Below are 15,242 nucleotides of genomic sequence, written 5' to 3'. Positions count from 1 at the left end.
CCGGCTGACCCGAGCGGGGGCGGGGGACGATCCTTCGACGTTCTCCTTCGGCGGAGGAGGGGCAAGCCGATGGAAAGGGTCCGGGAGACCGGTTGGGCTGGTGGCCGCTGGGGCGTCCCGCAGCGTGGCTGTCCCTGTTCATCACCAATAGGTTGTTTGCCAACTATTGGAGTGCAATCAACGTGTTATGGTTTGAATATGGACTATTCACGGCGGACGACGGAGGAGTGGGAGGCCGGGGTGGGTGCCCAGTTCCGGGCGCTGCGTTTGGAGCAGGATCTTGACCAGGCGACTGTCGCAGATCGAGCGTCGGTGAGTTTGAGCGCGTTGAAGGCGTTGGAGTCTGGTCGGGGGTCGTCGTTGCGGACCGTGGTGCGGGTCGCGCGCGCGCTGGGTCGGGTCGAGTGGTTGGAGTCTGTTCACGAGGTGCCTGAGGTGAGCCCGTTGGCGATTGCGCGGGCCACCGAGGGTGTCCGTCGGCCGCGTCGCGCGTCTCCCAGACGCATCAGGGAGGCGTGATGGTGTATCAGCCGGTGGAGGTGTTGCGTGTGCAGGCGTGGGGGAAACCGGTGGGCGCGGTCGCCGCGGACCCACGGTCGGGTGCCTACGTGTTCGAGTACGAACCGTCGTGGACTCGCGCGCGGGTCGAACTCGCACCGTCGCTGATGCCCACCACTAACCGGTCGAGGATCTTCACTTTCCCGGCTCTGTCGGCCGAAACGTTTCGCCGTCTTCCGCCGATGTTGGCCGACTCGATCCCCGATGGGTTCGGCAACGCGATCATCGACGCTTACCTGGCGCGCGAGGGCGTGGCCCGTGACGCGGTGACGGCGTTGGACCGACTCGCGTACGTCGGTGATCGGGGGATGGGTGCGCTCACCTTCCACCCCGACACCGGCCGAGGCGCGGCGGACCCGACGGCTGTGGTGATGGCCGATCTCGTCGTCGCCGCGCGCGCCGCCATCGAGGGCAACCTTCAGGGCCATCAGCACACCGACGTGCTGAACCGGCTCCTGACTGTCGGTACGTCTGCTGGTGGCGCCCGGGCCAAAGCAGTCATCGCTTGGGACCGTTCCACCGGCGACATGCTGGCCGGGAACATCGCGGTCCCCGACCGGTTCGAGCGGTGGCTGGTGAAGTTCGACGGGGTGGGCGCTGACCCGCAACTGGGCGACAGCCAACAGTACGGACGGATCGAGTACGCCTACAGTCTGATGGCGCGAGCCGCCGGAATCGACATGGCCGAAACCTTCCTGCTCCAGGAGGGCGGCCGAGCCCACTTCATGACCAAACGCTTCGACCGGGCACCCGACGGCACCCGCACCCACATGCAGTCACTGTGCGCACTCGGCGCCCTGGACTTCAACCAACAGGCAACCCACGACTACGCCTCCTACCTCCTGATGTGCGACAACCTCGGCCTTGGACCCGCCGCCCGCGAACAGGCCTTCCGCCGCATGGTCTTCAACATCGCCGCGTCGAACTGCGATGACCACACCAAAAACTTCTCCTTCCTGATGGACCCCGACGGCACCTGGCGACTCGCCCCCGCCTACGACATCACCTACGCCTTCAACCCCGACAACCAGTGGCTGCGGCAACACCTGATGTCCGTCGGAGGAAAATTCACCGACATCAAGCGCGCCGACCTCAACCGATTCGGCGACCAGTTCGAAGTCCCCCGATACGAGCAAGTCACCGACCAGGTCCTCGACGCCATCGCAAACTGGCCCGCCTACGCTCACAAAGCCGGCGTAACGAAACCCCACATCAGGACCATCGGTAGACGAATCGCAGACGTTCGCCCCGCGTGAAACCCGCCCTACCGCAGCGACGACCACTCACGACGTCATCCAGTCCGCTCGGCGGTCGCGTCCACCAAGAGTCCCGGGGCCCGGACCCCCGGGGAGGGGGTGGGGCACCGGTGCCCCCGGCCCACCCTGTTGCGGGGGTGCCCCGGGCAACGCGGCGGGGGTCCCGGGGGTCCCCGGGCCACCCGAGCGGGGCAGGGGTGATTGCCCCCGGGGACGCGATTCGGGCCCCGTGGGGGACCGGGGGACCGCAGACGACCCGGGGGCTAGAGCTCGGGGTCCGACGAGCCTGTCAGAAGACGGCGACCGTAGTGCGATGGGCCCGACGGGTCCCTCGACCATGACCTGACGGACTCCGGTCGACTGGAGGTCGTGCCGACCGGGCTCCGCTGACACGGTGGCGAACTGCGTGGTCGGGCACAAGGCCCGCCGGGGGACCGCGCGATGGCGCTACACCGACTCAGGCTGGCGCGAGGTGCCGACCCTCCCATAGGTAAGTCGCGTGCTGACAGCCCGATTGGATGGCCAAAAGTGCTGCAATCACAGGGTGGAGGATCCGAAAGGTGTCCACCCGAGTGGGCGGGTAGGCGGACACCTGGGTGAACACCTGATGTAGCACTTTTCGGGGGTGTTCACGGTGAAATCCGCGGCCGACAAAAACAACGTTCGCTGGCGTTAGAGAAGGTCTAACGCCACCAAGGGCGTTGCCTGATCGGCCACCACCCTGAGTGACCGTGGATCGGAGAATCCCATGTCTGACCGCCCAGCAGCCCGCCGGCACCCAGTGGGGTTGCCCGTCTCGCTCCCTCCCCGCAGCACCGCAGCCCCACACCCGGTGGCTCCCCGCCCCGGATCCCGACCCCCGGGGGCCCCCGCACCCGAACCGGCCCCCGCCCCCGCGGGGGCAACCCCCGGTGAACCCACCCCCGGGAACGTCGCGGGGGCGGCCCCGGCGGGGCCCCCGGTCGTGCCCCCGGGGGAGGCCCCGGTACCCGGGGGTCCTGCCCCCGCTGCGGGGGCAGGGGTGGTCCAGGCCCTCCGCCCCAAGGCCCCTGCGGGGCCGGGGATGCGACTCATGGACAGGGACAAGGAGCTGATGGTGTTCCTGGCCCGGTACCGCTTCGCGACCTACGACCAGATGGCCTTCGCGCTCGACATCAACCGCGACTCGTTGCGCAGGCGCCTGCGCAAACTGCACGCCCAGAAGCTGGTGGAGCAGCACGAGGTCATCGTCACTCCAATGAAGATCTGGCAGGTGACAGCCGACGCGGTCGAGTTCCTGGGAGCCGACCGCCGAGCACCGCTGGACATGAAGCCGAGCACGGTCACCCACACCCTGGGGCTGACTGATCTGGGGATCTTCTTCGAGAAGCACGGTGAGACGGTCGTGACCGAGACCGAGATTCTGATCGGTGACCGAACTTCAAAGAACATGGCCGCGCTGCAGTATCAGGCCGATCACGGTCGCCCGGGACCCGTTCGGGCCGCACCCAGCCACACACCCGACCTCATCTTGATGCCAAACTTCTCGGGCAGGGCCCGGCGGGCAGCGATCGAACTCGAGCTGAGTCGCAAACCACCACGCAAGCTTAAGCAGATCCTCGCGCTGTACCGCGATGCCGACGACGTGGACGTGGTCGTGTACTACACCGATCAGCCCACTGTCTGGCGCCTGATCGAGAGGGCTGCGGCCGCGGTCGGCGCAACCGACAAGGTCATGCTGCGGGCCTGGGCGCCCGATGCGCGCAGCGGACTCACCGCCCGATGACCACCCCACCGCTGCCCAACACCTTCCAGGCGAACGAGGTGCCATCGCCGTTCGGTTCCGTCCCGACCGTCTGGCCAGCACCCACCCCAGCCGCGGATGCCGACGCGGACACCGGTTGGTTCGAGCAGTCCATCGCCAGCGAAGCCATCCGGGCTGACCCCGACCAGCGGGACGACAATGGTTCAAGCGAGCGCCTATTGATGGTGCCGTGTCTGGAACCTTCGACGGTGCACCTGACGCCCACGCAGCGGGCGATCGCGAAAGAACTCTGGAAATGGGGTCCGGTCACCGATGAATCGCTGGCTGGACTCCGTAGCTGGCAGACAGGTGGGACGGTGTCGCGCGGCTCGCTGCGCAACCACTTGCTCGTCCTGCAACAGGCCGGCGCCGTCGCCTCAGCCCAACTGCATGGCGGCAGACGGGTCCGGTGGCTCACCGCCCACGGGGCCCAACTCGTCGGCCTGCCCCACGCTCCTGCAAGGGAGATCACCGCGGACTTGATTGCGTTCCACGAACTGCTCATCGGTGCTCTCGTGGGGCAGGTGCTGCCGTCGATCACACCCGGAGTGCTCGTCAGCGGAACAGAGATCCTCACCAACCACCGGGTCGACGCACCCGCACCAACACCCGCGATGACGCCGGCACTCCCTAGGCTCCCCACTCGGACCAAGCCAACTGCCGCGCCATTGCCGTCGGGACCTGGCCGCTGGGCTACGGTCCTGAGCCCCAGCGAGCAGCACCCCGAGGTCGGCCACCAACGGATCCTGCCGACGTTCGTTGTGGAGCGCCCCGATCTCGACGCCGGTAGCCAGGCGTGGGCCGACGCCTACTTCGTATGGACCGACCCCGACCCGGTCGTGGCGCTGGCCGCTGTCTTCGACCACCTCGCGGACACGTACCTCTTCAGCCGGACCACAGTGATCGCCCCACCGGGCGAAGCATCCACCCGGGTCGCCCAGGCGGCGGATCGCCATCACGGACGCGTCAGCGTGCTCACCTTCCCGGCCCCGTAGCCCGACAGGGTTCGTAGGTCTACTTCGGACGGGTGGTGCTCGCCTGGTGGCGGGGGTCGACGTCGGCCGATTCTCCCTCGTTTAGCGGTGAGATCGCCGAAGCAGTTCGGTTCTCGCACTTCTGGTGCTGCGGCTGCCGATAAGGAAGGTGACCGGCACACAAGGTCTCGGTCAGAGTTCACGGAGGCAGCAAAATGTCAGATTCATCCCAGCTTGTTCTGGGCACCATCGATCGAGCCGCCCAGCGCGGTTCGATCGATCCACGCTGGACCGCAGCCATCAGGCTCGACCGCGACGAAGATCAGGAGTTCCTGTCGGACATGGTGCTGGTGGGCGTCCACATGTGGGTCATGCTCTTCGTTCTGGAAGCCGGAATCCGCACGGGCGGAGGTCGCAAACTCTTCTCGTACGTCTCCAAGCAGGGCATCTACGTCTACGACGACGGCGGGTTCAAGGTTCGGATCACGGCCGATGATCGACGGCGGTGGATCATCAGCGGTCAACTCACGCCCGAGGCCACCGAGATCCTGGCAAGTCAGTCCCCACTGACGAAGCGCTGACCCGGCCGCAAGGTGGGGCGGCAGCCTGACACCAGTTGTCGGGCTGCCGTCCCACCGTCCGGTTGTTGATGGTTAGCGTCGCTTGTGCGACACTATCCGTATGAGCCTCGTGAGCGTGCGAGACGCGTCCGTCAGGCTTGGGGTGTCGGTGCGTCAGGTCCAGCGATACGCCGCGGCAGGGCAGATCACTGCAGTAGGGCCCGCACGGGTAGACCTCGAGTCGGTGCTGCGGCTCGAAGCGACCCGCAGCGCGCACCGACGGCGTGCCTGGCAAGGACACACTGCCTGGGCCGCGATCGCGTCGCTGTCCGCAGTGGAGGCGACCTGGTTAGGTCAACCTCAGGTGTCGCGTCTGCGAACGAGCCTGCGCAGCATGACGGCCGAGGAACTGGTGGCCCGCACCCGAAACCGCGCACACGTGCACCTCCTTCAGGGTCACCGGGCCGCTGTCGACCGCATCGCCGCCGAGATCGTGACGACGGGGAGCGGCGAAGCGGTCGGTGACCTCGCCACGCAGACGCGTGCGACCGCTGACGGCTACGTGACCTCGGACGTGTTCGACGACCTGGTGAGCCGGTACAACCTGACCGAAGGAACTGGCACAACGAGCAACGTGACCCTGCGAGTCACCTCCTTCGACCCTGAGACCATCCGGCAGATCGCGGCAGCGGGGGAAGTGCTGGCTGGGCTTGACCTCGCCGACTCCTTGGACACCCGTGAACGGGCGGCCGGTCTACAAGTCCTCACCGCCGCGTTGGGCGCTGACCGATGAGTCAGCGCCAGACCATCACCGTGGCGTCACCGTCCGGCGGGTGGGGTGAGCCGTGGCCGAACGTTGCCGAGATCGCCGAAGTTCTGGAACCGACGTCGTGGTCATTGGTCGGCGGGCTCATGGTCCAACTCCACGCCATCCATACAGGCATCGACGCGATCCGCCCCACCACCGACATCGACATGCTCGTACACGTGGAGACCGGACGCGGCCGGCCCGCCGCCATCGCCCGCGCCTTGGCGTCGCTGGGGTACGAACTGGCGCCGCCAATCGATCCGCGCAACCCCGCCGCGCACCGGTTCCACCGGACCGCTGTGCCTGCCGGGCCGCCGCGGGGGACCGAACAGGTGGACGTGGTCGATCTGGTGGTCGCCGACCACGCTGCCCCGGCAGCCCGGGAGAAACTGCTGGGATACCAGATGGTGGGGATCGCCGGCGGCACCCAAGCGCTACGACGAACGGTCAACGCCAACCTGACCATCGACCCCCACCGGCCAGTTGTGGTCAGTGTGCCGGGAGTCTTCGGTGCGCTCATCCTCAAGGCCGCCGCGCACCTCGCCGACTCGAGAAACCCCGAGCGACACCTGCAAGACGCCGCAGTGCTGCTGAGTTGTCTGGATGACCCTTGGGCTGAGCTTGAGAAGCCGAGGTCAGGAAGCGACGGGACGCGCCTGCGGCACCTCACTCAACACCTCGCCGACCCGTCACATCCAGCCTGGTTGCCGCTGACAGACGACCAGCGCCGCGACGGGCGAGCAGCCCTGAGAGTGCTGACCGGCGGCGAACCGATCACCCACGAGTCCTAACGCCCCGCAGGCTCGTCCGTCGTGCGCCTACTCGGTCCAGCCGACCCGTCGGCGAGCCGAGAACGGGCCAGGTCGACATGGCCAGCGTCGATGTCGGCGCCGATGAACCGCCGACCAAGACCGGTCGCATCGAGCCCAAACGATCCGGTGCCGCAGAACGGGTCCACCACGAAATCGCCGGGTTCGGTGAGGGCTTCGATGAGCGGACGGGTTTCCCCAGCGGCCTGCTGCCACGGGTGGGACGTGTCCTTAGCTCGGCCGGCGCCCGGAAGGACATCCACGGTGAAGGCCGGCAGGCTGGTGTCGCCGGGTTGACGGAACACGACCACCGACCGGTACGCCGAAGCCAATGCGCGGGTGCGTTGCTGCACCGGATGCTGCGGGAACACGATGACGTACTGCCACCAGTAGGTCAGCCCGGACGTGCTGAGGTCGGTCAGCACCTGAGGCAGGAACATCGTGGGGGAGTACGCGACCAACCAGCCACCTGGTGCCAGCACGCGGCCAGCGAACTCGGCGAGGTCCCGGTAGATCCCGGCCTGCACATCGGCGCCGCTGTACGGCGGATCGGTCAACACCAAACTGACCGCGCCAGGCGGGATCGTCAGGTCCCGGATCGAACAGTGGCGGATCTCGGCACCACCGATCAGCGGCCGGGACGCGTCCCGGCTCGCCTGCCTCGCCTCGGCGGATCGTTGGTCACGGCGAAGCCGTTCGAGCCGCCGCAGATCGGTGTGCGCTGCCGGCGCCCGCTCACCCAGAGCCACGAGTGCTTCGGACGCGGCCTGCTGCTGGCGCTCTGTTGTCACCAGCACGGAGGTGGGCCGGCGCGGACGGGAAGCCTTGTACTGCTTCCCGTCGGAGCCGACGACAACGCCAGGTGTTCGAATCTGAACAACTGACAAGTCAGCCGTCACCGTTCCGACGCTGGTGCTGGTGGCCGCAGCGATCCTGCGGATGCTCCACCCCAGTTCGCGTAGGTCGGCCACGAGGCGGCGCCGGTCGGCCCGCGTGAGGTGACGCCGGTGGGCGTTCAACGCCAACGCATGCTCACGTTTCTCATCGTCGGTCATCCCTGCACGGACGACACGCGGGAATCTCTTCAGCCCAATCTCGCGACAAGCCCGCAGCCTGTGGTGGCCATCGAGGACATTGCCGTGCTCGTCGAACTCGATCGCCACCTGCACGCCGCGAGCCTGGATGTCGGCCTTCAAAGCCTCGAACTCCGTGGGAGTCAGCGGCGGCAGGAGTTGATACGGCGCGGACTCCTCCGGCGGCGACATGGCCTGATCCTCACGCATCAGGCCTCGCCGGGCAGCCTCAACCTGCCAACGAACGCCCGCAGTCAGCCGTCCGTCGTGCCGTCCGGAAGGTCACAGCTACTGCAATTACAGCCTGATTGAGGTGTCACCCCTTTTCGAGATGCTCAGGGAACAGAACCGATCACGACGGCAAGATCTACAGGAGAAGCCATGCATTCAGACAGCCCGGCGGAGCTTCGGCGCCGCACCGCCCTCTACGCCGCCTGCCTCGGGAAAACCCCGGGCACTCACCCGGAAACAGAAGGCGTTGTCATCGGGTTCAGCGAGTTCCTCCAGTGGTTCCACACCAGACCACTCGGCCACATGCTGCGGGCGACCAACGCCGCCGACCAGGCTGGCGAGCGCCCGACCAACATCATCGGTGGGTTGGCGAGAGCCGACTCTCCGTGGGTGGCAGCACTCGTGAACGCCATGTTCGACCTGCACGCAACGGCGGAACTCCGGGCGGCTGGACTCCTCGACGAAGACGGACGGATCATCGACCTCAACGCGCGCTTCGCAGGATGGTGCGCATCATGAGCGAAGCCCCCGGAAAGACCCGGTACCGCCGTCGCCGCCTGGTCGTGACCATCGACGAGGACGTCGTCCCCGGCACCGAGGTCTGCCTCGTGCGCTGGTGGGACGGCCTTCCCCGCGATCGGGGAAACGACCCGACCAGCGGGTGGCACCTGACCTCCGATCCGCGGACCCTGGGTTCAGACCTGACGTGCTGGAACGGGTGGCTCGGGGCCTGGAACGACCGACACCAAGAGGCACGCGGCCGGTGGCGTGTCGTCTCCCTACAGCCGTACGAGCACCCCTGGAACTCTTCCTACGAAGAGGCCTATCGAGCCTCGTTGGTGTGGGTCGCCGACGAGTAGGCCACCGGACGTGCCACCTGGAAGCGGGCCGGACCTGAGGGGCGGACGAGTTGGGTCACGTGTTGGCTCGCACGAGCCAACGGTCGCCAATTGTTCACCCAGTTGCGCACCAGACAGTCGATCACGCCAGATCACGACACCCATTGGCCGCGCGCACGGCGAGCCTGACCCAACTCCGGTTTATCACCGCCATCGGCCACGGTCAGTAATCGGTTCCCCCAACTCGGAAACGCGGCAGATCCTGTGCGCTGTCCGATCTGGCGCCACCGGGGCGGCATCGGACCCAGGCCGGACGGGAACACCGCCGGCCTGCCGATACCAAGAACATGACCCTGCACTCCGAGCACGACCTGACCGCCCACCCCACTCCCAACGCCCCGGTGACTGTTCGTCACGGCAACGCGTTCGACCTCCTGCGCGAACTGCCGGACGCGTCGGTCGATGCCGTGGTCACCGACCCTCCCTACGGCATCGCCACCCCACCAGGCCTCAAGGCACTCCACGGACGCCAGGTGACGTGCCGGACGTGCGGGGACACCACAGCACCCACCTGGGTGCTGTGCCAGACGTGCCTGGACATCCAGCGGGACGTGTTGCTGACCGAGCCGAGCATGCTCGGCCACGTCGCACCCAACGCCCACACCACCGGGACCCACACCCGCGGGCTCGCCGACTGCGACCCCGGGTTGCTGCAACGGTGGGCCGAACTCCTCGGCACCCAACTGCTCCGCGTCCTCAAGCCCGGCGGGCATGCGCTTCTGTTTGGCGCACCCAAGACCAGCCACCGGGTCACCACCGGGCTCGAGAACGCGGGCTTCGACGTCCGCGACCAGATCACCTGGATCCACCAAGGCGCAGGAGCACGCTCCACCGGGATCCTCGCGGTTCAGAGCGAACTCATCGCGGTGGTGCGCCGCCCGATGATCGGCACCAGAGCCATGAACCACGACCTGTTCGGCACCGGTGTTCTCAACACCGCCGGTGCCGCGTCGCTCGCCGAACTACCCACCACCCCGACCAATGTCGTCGCCGGTGAACCCGGCCCGGACGTGTTCGCCCGGGCCCAGCAGATGCTCCACGACACGGTCGCGTTTCCCCCGGCTGTGGTGTGCAAGAAGGCGACCAAAGGCGAGCGGACGTTCACCAGCGGAACCCACCCGACCGTCAAGCCGCTGGCGCTGATGAGGTACCTGGTCGAGCTTGCCACCCCACCGGGCGGAACGGTCCTCGACCCCTTCGCCGGGTCGGGGACAACCGTCGAAGCGGCCATCGTGCAAGGCCGGCCGGTGATCGCATTCGAAGCAGACTCCGCCTACCTGCCACTGATCACCGAACGCATCACCCGAACCGCAGCCGCGTAGAGGCGCCACCCAGCCACCAGAGAACTGGACCCCCGCGGCCGGACGGGTCGCCACCCTCCGCGCCTGTCGAGGTCGCCCTCGCGACCGAACCCGCCTCGGCATGCCTCGCTGAACCCCGCGACCGCCGCCGACCAGGGCCCCAGGACCTGCGGGACGTGGAAACGCCCGAGCGGGGTCACCGTTCGACCGGCGGCGGACCGCCCGGAGGCCACCCCCGCGCACACCGCCAACCTTGAGCAGAGACGCCGCGGTAGTGATCCCAGCCTCCCGCACCCCCCGATCCGCCGACCACGACTGCTCCCAGGGCAAGAAACGCGGCGGGGGCGGCGTTTCAGCCGGTCATTGCCCGGACGGGTCGAGCGAACCCGCGCACGACAAGGGCGAGATGTCACAGACCCCGCGGTAGTGATCCCAGCCTCGCCGCCATCTTCAGGTCCCAGCCCGGCTCCGAACCGCCTTCGATCACGCCGGGTCGCGGTCGGGCCGATATCACCACCATGGAAACCACACGAACGACCCCAACCTGCATCATCAACCTTGCCGACAGTGGGGACGGGGCATGAGCCGCCGCATCGCTGTGGGCAACCACGGTCCTGTCACCACTGCCCCCACCACCTCGGGCCGGTGGGTGGCCCGCACCCGCTACCGCCGCATCGACGGGAACGTCCGCGCCCGCCAAGCGACCGCGGACACCGCGACCGCCGCCGAGCAGGCCCTGCGGCGGAAGTTGGCGACGTCACCGAACCGCCCGGACGTGCGGCTGACGGGCAACTCGACCATCTGCCACCTCGCTGCAGTCTGGCTGGAAACACTCCGCGTTAGAGGCAAGGTCACGGTGGAGACACAGGCCTACTACCGCAAGGGCGTCGAGAACCTCATCCTTGCCGCGGACGGCATCGGCGGCTACCGCATCACCGAACTGCGCCCGATCGACATCAGCCAGTTCTACACCCGCATGGGGGCCTCGGCCGGGGCCGACGGGAGCCTGCGCCGCACCCCGTCCCGACCGGTGTGGGCGCACAAGGTCCTGACCCAGGTCCTCGCCCACGCCGTCGAATCAGGGATCCTGCACCACAACCCGGCCCGGGACGTGCCAGCACCCGGCCGAAACGCGCCCACGCTTCGCACCCTCAGCGTCGAGCAACTCCACGAGATCCTGAACGCGGCAGCGGCGTACGACAGCCGGCCGATCAAGAGCCAGCCCCGATCGCACCGGTTGCACGACGTCGTCACGCTCCTGATGCGCACCGGCGCTGAGCTCTCTGAACTCCTGGCTCTGCGCTGGTGCGACATCGACCTCGACACCACGACTCCGACGGTCGCCTTCACTGGCACCCTCAAGCCGCCCAGTCAGGGACGGCCGCTGCGCCGCGAAGAACGAGCCCCAAGCCGGGCCGCGTTCCGGCAGGTACCCATCGACTCGGTCTCGGCCGCGATCCTGCGACGCCTCCGCCAGCATGCCGGAACCTACGACCCAGAGACACCGGTGTTTGCGACCCGCAACGGCACCTGGCTGGCGCCAACTAACGTCCGCCGCGAATGGGGTCAATGCCGCAAGGACCAGTCGTGGGACTGGGCCGATCTGACCGCTGTACGCAAGACCGTCACTAACCTGATCGTCGATAGGTCCGCGGCTGAAGCACAGAGTGTGGGGGTGCCCATCGCCGCGGCAGTTCTCGGCCGATCACCCGAATCGATCAGTCGCCGATACATCGTAGAGAAACTGACTCTCGCACCAGATGTCACGACGCTCATCGACCGCGCGCTTCAGCCATGACAGCTCGAGAGGCTGGCCTATGCAGTTCGAACCTCGCAATCAGAGGATGCTCGTGACACGAATCCGTGTTTCAGTCCTAGGTCCGGCACAGCCTGCACCCTTCTGTCACCCCCGTGCGAGAGGATGATTCTCGTGACCGTCGCTGAGGAAGTCCCAGACAACGGGCGGGTCCGGAAGGCAAGAGGTGCATTTTTCACACCGCCGGCCATCGCCGATTTTGTTGTCGAATGGGCAGTCCGTGGTGCTGGAGAGAGGGTGCTTGAGCCGTCTTGCGGCGAAGCAGCCTTCCTCGAGAGGTCGGTCCATCGACTCCGAAGTCTCGGTGCTGAGTCACCCACCGTTAGTGGCGTTGACATCCACGCAGCGAGTGTGCGCGAGGCTGCCCGCATCGTCACCGAATCGGGGGGCAAACCAGACATTCTGGAGGGCGACTTCTTTACCGTTCCTCCGGAACCGATCTATGACGCTGTGGTCGGAAATCCGCCATTCATTCGGTACCACGATTTTTCCGGAGAGGCGCGACTCCGCTCACGGCAGGCAGCACTTGAGGCCGGAGTTTCCATTTCAGGACTGGCCTCGTCCTGGGCAGCGTTCACCGTTCACGCCGCACTCTTCCTGAAGGTTGGTGGGCGAATGGGGCTCGTCGTGCCGGCCGAACTCTTGAGTGTGAACTACGCAGCGCACGTCCGAAGGTTCCTCCTACAGTCGTTCTCCCGTGTCGACTTAGTGTTGTTCACAGAGCGGGTATTTCCAGAGGTGCAGGAAGAGGTTGTGCTCCTGCTCGCGGAGGGGTTTCGCCAAGGGAATACCGACCACGCGAACATCTATCAGGCTCACAACGCAGATGACCTCGGCGAGGTTCTGGCTTCATCCACGACTTGGAAGCCGCTCGATCCGGCTGATAAGTGGACCCCCTTGCTCTTGAGTCGAGAAGCTCTGCACGTCTACACGGACCTCGTCGCATCAGGTGCGTACGTCCCACTGCAGAACTGGGGCAAGACATCCCTCGGCATGGTCACGGGCAATAACAAGTACTTCGCACTGTCACCTCAAAAGGCTGCGGAACTTGGCATTGCCCGCAATGAACTAGTGCGTCTGTCTCCCCCCGGCAGTCGACATCTCCGTGGATTGGGATTGAGCGACTACGCCATGACCGAGATGGGGAGAAGGGGGTCAGCAACATACTTGTTTCGGCCCCCCGGGGAGCCAAGCGAGGCCGCTCAGCGCTACATCGATGCCGGTGAGACCGCTGGGGTGAACCTGGCGTACAAGTGCCGGGTCCGAAAGCCATGGTGGCGAGTTCCCTTGGTTAAGCCGGCCGACCTGCTCTTGACTTACATGAACGCCGACACCCCGCGGATTACGACCAACGGTGCCGGCGCTTTGCACTTGAACTCGGTTCACGGTATCTACTTGCGATCAGAGCACTCTTCACTCGGGCGAGAACTACTACCACTCGCGTCCCTCACCTCCATGACACTGGTAGGCGCCGAAACAGTTGGTCGCGCCTATGGTGGTGGGATGCTCAAGATCGAGCCACGAGAAGCAGACCGTCTCCCGGTACCGTCTCCGGCCCTCGTCGCCGCAAATCGTGATGCTCTGCTCGCTGTTCGACCCCAGATGGCTACTCTCTTGCGCAACGGACGCCTCACTGAGGCGGCGAAGATCGTGGATGAGGTCCTGATGGTTAAATCACTCGGCATGAGGCGCAATGATGTTGCGACCTTGAGAGATGAGTTCAGTCGACTCTCCGCCCGTCGTGCTGCAAGGGCCTAACGTGTCGCGACTATCGGAGGCGCTCGTCGAAGCGATTCGAGCGGCAGGACCGAAGCCAGACGACTCCGATACCCAGTCGAACAAGAAAAACTACAACCAGCGAATGTCGAACAACCTGGCGCTCGCTATCGCCGCCGAGCTGCGGCACCGAGGCATGATCGAAGCCCGCCCGGCTGGCCCCGGCGAGGTGGGTCTATCTGGTGCAGAACGCAGACTCGCTGGCGGGATAGGGGCGAAGAAGGTCGATGTGTCGTGGGCTACCGAAGAGTCCGGCCTGATTCTTGCGTGCTCCGTAAAGACGATTCTGTTTAGGGATGGCAAGACGGGCAACTTCCAGAAGAATCTCACGAACCGCCGCGGCGATCTCCTCATCGAGAGTGTCACCCTCCACCGCCGCTTCCCGTATGCGGTCATCGCGGGGTTTCTATTCTTGGATTCGGGGGCTGAGCAGGATGGCACGGCGCGTCGGAAGAGCACGTTCGCTAACGCCTTTCCTCGTCTTCGACTGTTCACACGTCGCCCCGACCCGGCAGCACGCGACGAGCAGTTTGAGAGGCTCTACCTTCTGTTGGTCGACTCGAACGTGTTCGCTCCCAGCGTGAGGGCCTTTGAGGTCAATGATGATCAGGTTGAGGTAGATCTGGATCGCGCAATGGACGACATCATCGAGCTGGTCGGTGAACGAAATTTCGACCTGTACGACGGTTCCGACGGCAGGATTGTCAAAATCTGACCGGGCGCATGGCCGCTGATGAGGCCTGAACCAGTCTGAAGTCCAGTTTCAACAGGTGCCGCTTCTGGTGCCCGGCGACCAGTAATCCGCACCCCCTTCCTCGAGTTCCCGCAAGACGTCCTGATCAACCGTCCCGACTGTCACGAGCCTGCAGATAGGGCTGTTTCCAAGTCATCAACAAAGGCCTGCGCTTCGCTGGCATTCCGGGAAACCCACATGTCGGCGAGAGCATCGAGAACTCTCGTGCGCTCACCATGTCGAGAGCAAAGTCCGTCAACCCAGTCATGCGGATCCGCACCTTCGAGCGCGGCCAGCCACCCTCCGACTTCTGTAGGTGTTCTCGAGAGGATCTCGCCCAACTTGTCGGGATCGTCGCGCATTGTGCGGAACAGTTCTGACGGATCCACCTCTCCAGGTGACCTGTCCCGAGTTCCCCGGACACCGATGTTGGAGCGAGAATCGCTTCACGAGAGGAGTCTGGATGCCTGCAGCAAAGCCCGAGGAGTTCCGTCGCAGGGCGGTGGAGTTGGCGCGGTCCGGTGACAAGCCGGTGGCGCAGATCGCGAAGGACTTGGGGATCAGCGAGTCCGGTCTTCGCCGGTGGATGGCGCAGGCCGAGGTCGAGAACGGTGAGCGTCCCGGTTTGAGCAAGGACGAGCGGTCCGAGCTGGTGCGTCTTCGTC

Annotated in this window: 16 protein-coding genes; 14 read left to right on the top strand and 2 right to left on the bottom strand. The window is 66.1% G+C overall.

All coding sequences use genetic code 11. The features are described from left to right. The first annotated feature begins 69 nt into the window (after window positions 1–69). The 7 genes from HMPREF0063_RS17355 (at window position 70) to HMPREF0063_RS12665 (ending at window position 6,730) form a co-directional block, all read left to right on the top strand. Window positions 70–519 (top strand): helix-turn-helix domain-containing protein, encoded by a 450-nt coding sequence (locus HMPREF0063_RS17355; protein ID WP_083788925.1) that lies wholly within the window; start codon window positions 70–72, stop codon window positions 517–519. Then, window positions 519–1,814, top strand: a complete 1,296-nt coding sequence (locus HMPREF0063_RS12690) for a type II toxin-antitoxin system HipA family toxin (RefSeq protein ID WP_007079090.1) — start codon at window positions 519–521, stop codon at window positions 1,812–1,814. Before HMPREF0063_RS17355 ends, HMPREF0063_RS12690 begins: the two co-directional genes overlap by 1 nt. A 1,072-nt stretch (window positions 1,815–2,886) precedes the next feature. Then, window positions 2,887–3,579: a replication-relaxation family protein gene (locus HMPREF0063_RS12685; RefSeq protein WP_040320282.1), complete on the top strand. Its 693-nt coding sequence runs from the start codon at window positions 2,887–2,889 to the stop codon at window positions 3,577–3,579. Continuing rightward, window positions 3,576–4,592, top strand: a complete 1,017-nt coding sequence (locus HMPREF0063_RS12680; RefSeq protein WP_007079088.1) for a hypothetical protein — start codon at window positions 3,576–3,578, stop codon at window positions 4,590–4,592. The genes HMPREF0063_RS12685 and HMPREF0063_RS12680 overlap by 4 nt, the downstream gene beginning before the upstream one ends. Before the next feature lie 194 nt (window positions 4,593–4,786). Further along, a complete protein-coding gene (locus HMPREF0063_RS12675) occupies window positions 4,787–5,152 on the top strand; it encodes a hypothetical protein (RefSeq protein ID WP_007079087.1) in 366 nt (121 codons plus the stop codon). 100 nt (window positions 5,153–5,252) lie between these two features. After that, window positions 5,253–5,924, top strand: coding sequence for a hypothetical protein (locus tag HMPREF0063_RS16645; RefSeq protein WP_156794124.1), 672 nt, complete (start codon window positions 5,253–5,255; stop codon window positions 5,922–5,924). Continuing rightward, window positions 5,921–6,730 (top strand): hypothetical protein, encoded by an 810-nt coding sequence (locus HMPREF0063_RS12665; RefSeq protein WP_007079085.1) that lies wholly within the window; start codon window positions 5,921–5,923, stop codon window positions 6,728–6,730. Before HMPREF0063_RS16645 ends, HMPREF0063_RS12665 begins: the two co-directional genes overlap by 4 nt. Here the strand turns inward: HMPREF0063_RS12665 and HMPREF0063_RS12660 are convergent. Continuing rightward, window positions 6,727–8,013, bottom strand: coding sequence for a ParB/RepB/Spo0J family partition protein (locus HMPREF0063_RS12660; RefSeq protein ID WP_040320280.1), 1,287 nt, complete (start codon window positions 8,011–8,013; stop codon window positions 6,727–6,729). The genes HMPREF0063_RS12665 and HMPREF0063_RS12660 overlap by 4 nt on opposite strands. A gap of 189 nt (window positions 8,014–8,202) precedes the next feature. Here HMPREF0063_RS12660 and HMPREF0063_RS12655 point away from each other — a divergent pair, with 189 nt between their 5' ends. From HMPREF0063_RS12655 to HMPREF0063_RS17000, 6 genes are all read left to right on the top strand, one after another. Continuing rightward, window positions 8,203–8,571: a hypothetical protein gene (locus HMPREF0063_RS12655; RefSeq protein ID WP_007079083.1), complete on the top strand. Its 369-nt coding sequence runs from the start codon at window positions 8,203–8,205 to the stop codon at window positions 8,569–8,571. Further along, window positions 8,568–8,912: a hypothetical protein gene (locus tag HMPREF0063_RS12650; protein WP_040320279.1), complete on the top strand. Its 345-nt coding sequence runs from the start codon at window positions 8,568–8,570 to the stop codon at window positions 8,910–8,912. Before HMPREF0063_RS12655 ends, HMPREF0063_RS12650 begins: the two co-directional genes overlap by 4 nt. Before the next feature lie 326 nt (window positions 8,913–9,238). Then, a complete protein-coding gene (locus HMPREF0063_RS15905) occupies window positions 9,239–10,273 on the top strand; it encodes a DNA-methyltransferase (protein ID WP_007079081.1) in 1,035 nt (344 codons plus the stop codon). 559 nt (window positions 10,274–10,832) lie between these two features. Continuing rightward, a complete protein-coding gene (locus HMPREF0063_RS12635) occupies window positions 10,833–12,050 on the top strand; it encodes a site-specific integrase (RefSeq protein ID WP_007079080.1) in 1,218 nt (405 codons plus the stop codon). 132 nt (window positions 12,051–12,182) lie between these two features. Then, window positions 12,183–13,826 carry an N-6 DNA methylase gene (locus HMPREF0063_RS16330; RefSeq protein ID WP_007079079.1) on the top strand — a complete coding sequence of 548 codons (1,644 nt, stop codon included), beginning with the start codon at window positions 12,183–12,185 and terminating at the stop codon, window positions 13,824–13,826. Between the two features lies 1 nt (window position 13,827). Beyond that, window positions 13,828–14,559 (top strand): hypothetical protein, encoded by a 732-nt coding sequence (locus HMPREF0063_RS17000; protein WP_211208732.1) that lies wholly within the window; start codon window positions 13,828–13,830, stop codon window positions 14,557–14,559. A gap of 140 nt (window positions 14,560–14,699) precedes the next feature. Here HMPREF0063_RS17000 and HMPREF0063_RS16640 read toward each other — a convergent pair whose 3' ends face one another. Continuing rightward, entirely contained in the window at window positions 14,700–14,966 is a 267-nt protein-coding gene (locus tag HMPREF0063_RS16640) for a hypothetical protein (RefSeq protein ID WP_156794122.1), read from the bottom strand. 74 nt (window positions 14,967–15,040) lie between these two features. Here HMPREF0063_RS16640 and HMPREF0063_RS12625 point away from each other — a divergent pair. Further along, window positions 15,041–15,242 (top strand): transposase (locus HMPREF0063_RS12625; RefSeq protein ID WP_007079077.1); only part of this gene is annotated, 202 nt, incomplete at its 3' end.

The sequence above is a fragment of the Aeromicrobium marinum DSM 15272 genome, from assembly GCF_000160775.2.
GTDB classification, from domain to species: domain Bacteria; phylum Actinomycetota; class Actinomycetes; order Propionibacteriales; family Nocardioidaceae; genus Aeromicrobium; species Aeromicrobium marinum.
Note: the sequence above shows the minus strand (reverse complement) of the source record. Positions and strands in the feature narration are given on the sequence as shown.

Coding starts and splice junctions, on each gene's coding strand:
- HMPREF0063_RS17355 (WP_083788925.1), top strand. CDS start 70: ATGGAAAGGGTCCGGGAGACCGGTTGGGCTGGTGGCCGCTGGGGCGTC.
- HMPREF0063_RS12635 (WP_007079080.1), top strand. CDS start 10,833: ATGAGCCGCCGCATCGCTGTGGGCAACCACGGTCCTGTCACCACTGCC.
- HMPREF0063_RS12675 (WP_007079087.1), top strand. CDS start 4,787: ATGTCAGATTCATCCCAGCTTGTTCTGGGCACCATCGATCGAGCCGCC.
- HMPREF0063_RS12665 (WP_007079085.1), top strand. CDS start 5,921: ATGAGTCAGCGCCAGACCATCACCGTGGCGTCACCGTCCGGCGGGTGG.
- HMPREF0063_RS16645 (WP_156794124.1), top strand. CDS start 5,253: ATGAGCCTCGTGAGCGTGCGAGACGCGTCCGTCAGGCTTGGGGTGTCG.
- HMPREF0063_RS15905 (WP_007079081.1), top strand. CDS start 9,239: ATGACCCTGCACTCCGAGCACGACCTGACCGCCCACCCCACTCCCAAC.
- HMPREF0063_RS12650 (WP_040320279.1), top strand. CDS start 8,568: ATGAGCGAAGCCCCCGGAAAGACCCGGTACCGCCGTCGCCGCCTGGTC.
- HMPREF0063_RS12680 (WP_007079088.1), top strand. CDS start 3,576: ATGACCACCCCACCGCTGCCCAACACCTTCCAGGCGAACGAGGTGCCA.
- HMPREF0063_RS12685 (WP_040320282.1), top strand. CDS start 2,887: ATGGACAGGGACAAGGAGCTGATGGTGTTCCTGGCCCGGTACCGCTTC.
- HMPREF0063_RS12660 (WP_040320280.1), bottom strand. CDS start 8,013: ATGTCGCCGCCGGAGGAGTCCGCGCCGTATCAACTCCTGCCGCCGCTG.
- HMPREF0063_RS12690 (WP_007079090.1), top strand. CDS start 519: ATGGTGTATCAGCCGGTGGAGGTGTTGCGTGTGCAGGCGTGGGGGAAA.
- HMPREF0063_RS12655 (WP_007079083.1), top strand. CDS start 8,203: ATGCATTCAGACAGCCCGGCGGAGCTTCGGCGCCGCACCGCCCTCTAC.